Annotated in this window: 6 protein-coding genes; 5 read left to right on the top strand and 1 reads right to left on the bottom strand. The window is 73.7% G+C overall.

All coding sequences use genetic code 11. The features are described from left to right. Positions 1-370: 370 nt before the first annotated feature. Complete coding sequence (gene rfbB, locus ACZ6RT_RS33320) at positions 371-1,342, top strand: dTDP-glucose 4,6-dehydratase (RefSeq protein WP_470157855.1); 972 nt, start codon at positions 371-373, stop codon at positions 1,340-1,342. Between the two features lie 202 nt (positions 1,343-1,544). Here the strand turns inward: rfbB and rfbC are convergent, their stop codons facing one another. After that, entirely contained in the window at positions 1,545-2,144 is a 600-nt protein-coding gene (gene rfbC / locus ACZ6RT_RS33315) for a dTDP-4-dehydrorhamnose 3,5-epimerase (RefSeq protein WP_399196881.1), read from the bottom strand. A gap of 272 nt (positions 2,145-2,416) precedes the next feature. On the opposite strand from rfbC, the gene manA reads away from it, so the two are divergent. The 4 genes from manA (at position 2,417) to ACZ6RT_RS33295 (ending at position 7,538) form a co-directional block, all read left to right on the top strand. After that, positions 2,417-3,562: a mannose-6-phosphate isomerase, class I gene (manA, locus tag ACZ6RT_RS33310; RefSeq protein ID WP_470157853.1), complete on the top strand. Its 1,146-nt coding sequence runs from the start codon at positions 2,417-2,419 to the stop codon at positions 3,560-3,562. A 367-nt stretch (positions 3,563-3,929) separates the two neighbouring features. Further along, on the top strand, positions 3,930-4,634 hold the full coding sequence (locus tag ACZ6RT_RS33305; protein ID WP_470157851.1) for a hypothetical protein: 705 nt from the start codon (positions 3,930-3,932) through the stop codon (positions 4,632-4,634). A gap of 113 nt (positions 4,635-4,747) precedes the next feature. Beyond that, complete coding sequence (locus tag ACZ6RT_RS33300; protein WP_470157849.1) at positions 4,748-6,904, top strand: alpha-galactosidase; 2,157 nt, start codon at positions 4,748-4,750, stop codon at positions 6,902-6,904. 421 nt (positions 6,905-7,325) lie between these two features. Then, entirely contained in the window at positions 7,326-7,538 is a 213-nt protein-coding gene (locus tag ACZ6RT_RS33295) for a hypothetical protein (protein WP_399196876.1), read from the top strand. The last annotated feature ends 99 nt before the right edge of the window (positions 7,539-7,637 follow it).

The raw sequence follows: 7,637 nt of genomic DNA, 5'->3' as shown, positions 1-7,637 counted from the left end.
CTGGGAAGTCCGCGACGACATCCACGAAGCCTTCCTCAGCCTCGGCTGTGCCCTGATCTGCTGGCGTCGCCTCAACTCATTGCGTTAGCAGCTCTTAGAGGGCATCAACCCCCTACCCTCTCCCCTCGCCCCCCTATTTCCGGCCGGTGATTTGTTTTTCCCCGGTCAGGGCTTCTCACCCCGCATCCCGCGCCCTACAGTCGAAGGCGCGGCCCGTGAATTCCGTGACGATGAAACGCGGCTGAAAGCCGTTCCGGGACACGTGCCGTAATTCGGGCGCCCGCGCATGAACAGAGGGGCGTCGCCCCCGCGGCGCCTACGGTCCCGGAACCAGGTCTCCCGTCAGCGATCACAGCGAGGTGCATCTCCGATGAGAATTCTCGTCACCGGGGGCGCCGGATTCATCGGCTCCCACTACGTTCGTACCCTTCTCGGCACGGACGGCCCGGAAACAATCACGGTTCTGGACAAGCTCACCTATGCCGGCAATCCCGCCAACCTCGACACGGTCCGCGACAGCGATCGTTTCGCCTTCGTCCAGGGCGACGTCTGCGACGCCGGGCTCGTCGGCGAGCTCGTCGCCGCGCACGACCAGGTGGTGCACTTCGCCGCCGAGTCCCACGTCGACCGGTCGATCCTCGGCGCCGACGCGTTCGTGCGGACCAACGTGGTGGGGACCCAGACGCTGCTGGACGCCGCGCTGCGCCGGGAGGCGACGTTCGTGTACGTCTCCACCGACGAGGTGTACGGGTCGATCGCGGAGGGGTCCTGGCCGGAGACCGACCCGCTGAGCCCCAACTCACCCTACGCGGCCTCCAAGGCGGCCGGTGACCTGCTGGCGCTCTCCTACCACCGCACCCACGGGCTGGACGTGCGGGTGACCCGCTGCTCCAACAACTACGGGCCCCACCACTTCCCTGAGAAGGTCATCCCGCTGTTCATCACCAACCTGCTCGACGGGCTGAAGGTCCCGCTGTACGGCGACGGCCTCAACGTGCGCGACTGGCTGCACGTGGACGACCACGTCCGGGGCATCGAGCTGGTCCGCACCTCGGGCCGTCCCGGCGAGGTCTACAACATCGGCGGCGGCACCGAGCTCAGCAACAGGGAGCTCACCGACCTGCTGCTGGAGGCGCTGGGCGCGGACGAGAGCAGCATCGCCTACGTGGAGGACCGCAAGGGCCACGACCGTCGCTACTCGGTCGACTGGAGCAAGATCGAGAAAGAGCTCGGCTACCGGCCGGCGAAGGACTTCACCACCGGCCTGGCCGAGACCGTGGACTGGTACCGGGACAACCGCGCCTGGTGGGAGCCGCTCAAGGCGGGTGTGCGGGCCGTCTGACCCCGCCGCCGCGCCGTCCGCGCCGCCCCGCCCCGTGCCGTCCCGTGCCGTCCCTCGCCGCCCGGTGCGCGGGACGGCGCGGCGAGGACGACGGACGGATCCGCTCCACGGCCCGGCCCCGATCCGGTCCGGTCCCGCCCGGTCCGATGCACGGGCGACGGGCCCGCTCCGGTGTACGGGCGGGCCCGGTGGGCGTGCGGTCTCAGCTGCGCAGCTTGGCGTACAGCAGGTCGCACTCCTCGTAGCGCGGGAGCAGGCCCGAACGGCGGGCCTCGGCGAGCGTCGGGGCCGAGGCGTCCTTGGGCGACAGCAGGGGCCTCACCCCCGCGGGCCACTCGATCCCCAGCTCCGCGTCCATCGGGTCGATCCCGTGCTCGCGTCCGGGCGCGTACCCCTCGGAGCAGAGGTACACCACGGTGGCGTCGTCGGACAGCGCCATGAAGGCGTGCCCGAGCCCCTCGGAGATGTAGACGGCGCGGTGCTCCTCGTCGTCCAGGAGCACCGCCTCCCACCGCCCGAAGGTGGGCGATCCCACCCGGATGTCGACGACCACGTCGAAGACCTCGCCCCGGACGCACGTGACGTACTTGGCCTGGCTCGGCGGGACGTCGGCGAAGTGGACGCCGCGCAGGGTGCCCCGCCGCGAGATCGAGCAGTTCGCCTGCGCCAGGGACATCCCCTGACCGGCGGCCTCCCTCAGGTCCCCCTCGCGGAACCACTCGTGGAAGCTGCCCCGGTCGTCGGGGTACACCTTCGGCTCGAACACCCACGCACCGTCGATTCCGAGCGGGCGCATGCTCATCTCACTGTCTCCTTCCGGGGTGGCCCCTCGCGCGAAACGGCGCGCCAGGGGCGGGAACGGTGAGGCCATGGACGCGTCAGGGCCCTTTCCCAGCGGAGTCTCCAGGACCCCGTATCACCTGAAAACCCCTCATCTCGGACCTACGGCAGGGGTGGGACGCCCGTGCCCCCCTATCGCGGTCGCCGGGGAACCGGGCAGGCGAGGCGCGTAGCATCGGCGTTCTGCGCTACTCATTCGGCCTCCCCTCACGGACCCAGGGACACAAGACGATCATGAACGACTCCCGTACCCCCGCCGCCCGCGCGACGGCCGGCACGATCGGCCTCCTGCGCAACCCGGTGAAGAACTACGACTGGGGATCGCACACGGCCATCGCCACGCTGACCGGGCGGCCGTCCCCGGCCGAGCGGCCCGAGGCGGAGATGTGGTTCGGCACCCACCCGTCGGGGTCCTCGTCGGTGCTGCGGGACGGGACCTGGCACTCCCTCGCCGACGCGGTCGCCGCCGACCCGGTGGCCGAGCTGGGCCCTGAGACCGTCGAGCGGTTCGGCTCCCGGCTGCCGTACCTGCTGAAGCTGATCGCGGTGGACCTGCCGCTGTCGCTGCAGGTGCACCCCTCGCGGGAGCAGGCCGAGGAGGGCTTCGCCCGGGGCACCTACGTCGACCCGTTCCCCAAGCCGGAACTGATCTGCGCGCTGACCCCGTTCACCGCGCTGGCCGGGTTCCGGCCGCCCGGGGAGGCCGCCGCGCTCATCGGCGGGCTGGGCCTGCCGGCGCTGGAGCCGATCGTCGCCCCGCTGGCGGCCGGGGACACCTCCGCCGCGCTGCGCGCGCTGGTGGAGTGGCCCAAGGAGGGCCGGGCCGAGCTGCTGGACGCGATCGCGCGGGCCGCGTCGGCCGACGGCGGCCCCGACCACGAGCTGGTCGTCCGGCTGGCCGGGATCCATCCCGAGGACCCGGCCTGCCTGGCACCGCTGTTCCTGCGGCGCCACGACCTGCGGCCGGGTGAGGCGATCTTCCTCGGCGCGGGGGTCCTGCACTGCTACCTCAGCGGCTTCGGCGTGGAGATCATGGGCGGCTCGGACAACGTGCTGCGCGCCGGGCTGACCGGCAAGCCGATGGACGTGGAGGAACTGCTGCGGGTCACCGACCCCTCGGTCCCGGCGCTGCGGATCGAGCCGCAGGACGGCCTCTACCGCACCCCCGCGCCCGAGTTCCGGCTCGGCACGGCCGTGCCCGGCTCCGGCCTCGTCCTGCGGGGCGGGCCGCCGCGCATCCTGCTCTGCACCGCCGGCGAGGTCGAGGGCGGCGGGCACACCCTGCGTCCCGGCGAGTCGGTGTTCGTGCCCGCCTCGTACGGGCCGATCGAGCTGAGCGGTTCCGGGACGCTCTTCTGGGCGGAGCCGGGCACGAACTGACGCGCCTGGAGCCTGCGGGCCGGTGGGGCGGGCCGGAGCGGTGGCCGGAGCGGTGGCGGGGCGGTGGCGGGGCGGTGGCGGGCGTCTTCATACCGGCCCGCTATGACGGGTAACCGCACGGCCCGGCGGAGCGTCCCCACCTGCGAGGCTGGAGGTATGTGATGACACCGTCGGACATCCTCGCGGATCCGGACCTTCGTCTGGAACTGATCCTGGTCGAGGTGCTGCACCACGAAGCCGAGCGGCTCGCCACCGGTTGAGCGGCCGGGTCCCGGCTTGGACGAGGGAAGCCGGGCCCCGGCCGGGCCCGTGGGAGACGGCCCGGGGCCGAAGGTGTCACGGCCACGCCGGCGGGCACGGATCCCGGATGTCATCACCGAACTCGGCCGTGCTCAGGCACGGTGACAGCGTGACCCACCGTCTCGCCCGAACGGTCGCCAGGGCGCGCCGGGGACGAAGGGCGCTGCACCCCGGGGGCATCACCCTGAGCGGGGTCCTGACCGTCGGGACGGAGACGTCCAGGCCCCTGGGCGTCGGCGTCCTGGACCGGCCGGGGCGGACGGAGGTCACCGTCCGCCTGTCCAAGTCGACCTCGACGCCGGGGGCCCTGCCCGACGTGCTCGGCCTGGCCGTACGCGTCCCGGACGGCGCCGGGCCCGGCCGCGACCTCGACCTGCTGCTGTCCACCTGCACCCCGCTCCCGCCGCTGGACCGGCTGCCCTTCCCGCGCGGCGGTTTCACGGCCGGTCGGTACTCCACCCTCGTCTCCTACGTGCACCGCAAGGGAAGGCTCCGCCTGGTGGCCGACCCGTCGGGCCCGCCGGTGCCGCCGGACCTCGTCCGGCTGAGCGGTGGCCGCCTCACCTTCCACCTGCGGGCCCTGCCCTCGCGCGGGCGGCCGTGGACCCTGGCGACGCTGACGGTCGACGGCGGGCCCCCGCTGCCGGACGTCTCCTTCGACCCGGTCCTGAACGCCCATCCCGAGCTCCGCATGCCCGGATGGCTGGCGCGGTTCCGGCGGCGGGCGTACGCGGGTTCCCGCGAGGGCCGCGAGGGGACCCCGCCGTCCTGACCGCCCGGCCGCCGGCCACCGCGTTCCCGGCCCGTTAGTGTCTGGCCAGGACCTCCTCGGCGTCCCGCCGTCCCGCCGGTGCCGGCGGTGGCCCCTCACGAGCGGAGCAGAGCATGCCCATCACCCCGGTGGCCGAACGCACCTGGGCGGCCGTCACCCCGGCCTCCACGTACCTGTTCGGCGTGGAGACCGGCGCCGACGTCGGCACCGACGTCCGCGTCGTGCAGTGGTACTGGGGGCCGAGGCTGCCCGAGGCGGCACTGGCCGAGGCCGCGCGGTTCCCGATCCCGCGCCAGGAGACGGGGTTCCTCGACCCGCGCGACGTCGACGAGCTGCTGCCGGTGGACGGCGGGCGGCGCTGGGGGGTGCCGTCGCTGCAGGCCGTCTACGAGGGCGGGGTGCGTTCGGTCGAGCTGTCCTACGTGGAGGCCGTCACGGGGCCCGGCGAGATCGAGCTGGTCCTGCGCGACGAGGCGTACGGCCTGCGGGTGGGCCTGCACGTGCGCTGCGCCGAGGACACCGACGTCGTCGAGCGGTGGGTCACGGTGGCCAACGAGGGCGCGGCCCCGGTGCGGTTCGGCAGGCTCGACTCCGGCAGCTGGGTCCTTCCCGAGCGGCCCGCCCACCGCTGTACCGGGGTCTTCGGGGCGTGGGGACGCGAGACGCAGCTCCAGCGGACCGGGCTGCCGGTCGGGGAGACGACGTTCACCAGCAGGACCGGCACCACCGGCCACCGCGCCAACCCGTGGATCATGATCGACGCCGGGGACGCCACCGAGGAGAGCGGCGAGGTGTGGACCGTGGCGCTGGCCTGGAGCGGCTCCTGGCGGCTCACCGCGCAGCACCGGTCCGAGGGCGACGTCGCGGTGACCTGCGGTTCCGGCCACGACGGGCCGCACGCGCACCTGGCGCCGGGCGAGCGCCTGCGCACCCCGTCCGCGCTGGGCCTGTACGCCGACGGAGGGTACGGTGCCGCGAGCCGGGCCTGGCACGCCTACACCCGCGGCCACGTCCTGCCCGCGCCGGACGAGGAGCGGCCGGTCCTCTACAACTCCTGGGAGGCCACCGGCTTCGACGTCTCCGAGGCGGGCCAGCTCGAACTGGCCGCCAGGGCCGCCGGACTGGGCGCCGAGCTGTTCGTGGTGGACGACGGCTGGTTCGGGACCCGCGACCGCGACTCGCGCGGCCTCGGGGACTGGTGGCCCAGCCCCGGCCGCTTCCCCGACGGGCTCACCCGCCTCTTCGACGGGGTCCGCGCCCTCGGCATGGTCCCCGGGCTCTGGGTCGAGCCGGAGATGGTCAACCCCGACAGCGACCTGTACCGCGACCGCCCGGACTGGGTCCTGCACCACCCCGGGCGGCGCCGCGACACCATGCGCAACCAGCTCGTGCTCAACTTCGCCCGTACCGACGTGCGCGAGTGGGCGATCGGCTGGCTCGACGGCCTGGTGGGCGAGTACCACCTGGCCTACCTGAAGTGGGACATGAACCGCAGCTTCAGCCAGGCGGGCTGGCCCGAGGCCGGGGAGCGCGCGGACATGCTCTGGATCGAGCACACCGACGGCGTCCACGCCGTCATGGACGAGCTGCGCCGGCGCCGTCCCGGCCTGCGGATCGAGTCGTGCTCGGGGGGCGGCGGCCGGGTCGACCTGGCCGTGCTGCGCCGCACCGACCTGGTGTGGACCTCCGACAACACCGACGCCCGCGACCGGCAGACCATCCAGCACGGCTTCTCGTACCTGTACCCGGCCGGGACGATGTCGGCCTGGGTGACCGACAGCCCCAACCCGCACACCCGCAGGCGGGTGCCGCTGCGCTACCGCTTCCACGTCGCGATGGCCGGGATCCTGGGCATCGGCGGGAACCTGACGGCGTGGAGCGCCGAGGAGCTGGCCGAGGCCGCCGGCCTGGTCGCGGCCTACAAGGCGATCCGCCCGGTCGTGCAGCACGGCCGCCTGTACCGCCTGGCGGGCACGCCCGGCCTGACCGCCTCGGCCGTGCAGTACGTCCTGGACGACCGGGTCGTGGTGCTCGCCTACAACCCGTTCACGCTGGACGGGCGGCCACCGAGGCGGCTGCGCCTGGCCGGGCTCGACCCCGAGGCCGTCTACGAGGTCGTGACGAGCGAGGCGGCGACGACCGCGCCGGTGGGCTCCCGCTGGCACGGCCGCACGCTGACGGCCCACGGGCTCATCCTGCCGTCCTGGCTCCCCAACGGCCCCGACTACCGCAGCGAGCTGCTGGAACTGCGCCGCGTGGGGACACCCTGACGGCTCCGTGACGGCTCCGTGACGGCTCCGTGACGGCTCCGTGACGGCTCCGTGACGGCTCCCGTGACGGCTCCCGGGGGGCGGCTTTCCCGAAGGCGGCTCCCGTGGGCGGCTCCCCCGGGCGTCCCTCGCGGGCCGCACCCGGACACGACCCCGGGCTCGACGTCCGGACGCGGCTTCCGGGGGCCGTTCCCGGGGCGGGATTCCTCGAGGACGGCTCCCCCGGGACGGGGCGGTGAACGTTTCACCCCGCCGCACCCCACCCCCCGCCCCCACCTGCGCGCCTCCCCCCACCGGCCGGGACGATCGGGCGTGACCTGTACCCGGATGATCGCCGATGTGATACTTCCGGTGCCCGCCGTCCCGGGGGGAGACGGGGCCTTCCGGTGGAACGCCCGTCGCGCACGAGAAAGAAGGACTCATGGCCAAAGCACGTGCCCTGCTCGCCTCGGTGGTTCTGGCCGGTGGCCTGACGGTCGCCCTCGGGGCGGCACCGGCCGAGGCCGCCACCCTCAGGAACGTCTACTACTACGACTGGGACTGCCACCGGGTGGGCAACCTCGGCATCTCCAGCGGCTGGTGGACCTCGTACACCTGCAACCCCGAGCACGGCTACTGGTTCCTCTACGCCTGACTCCTGCGGGGTCCCGGCGCCGCCCGCGGGTCTCCCCCCGGCCGGAGCCGCTGCGTCACGCCGTGCACGCCACCCGGGCGCGGGGTCCCGGCTCCCCTC

The sequence above is a fragment of the Streptosporangium sp. NPDC050148 genome (genome assembly GCF_055586505.1).
The sequence above is the reverse complement of the archived record's forward strand: the minus strand, read 5'-3'. Positions and strand labels throughout refer to the sequence as shown.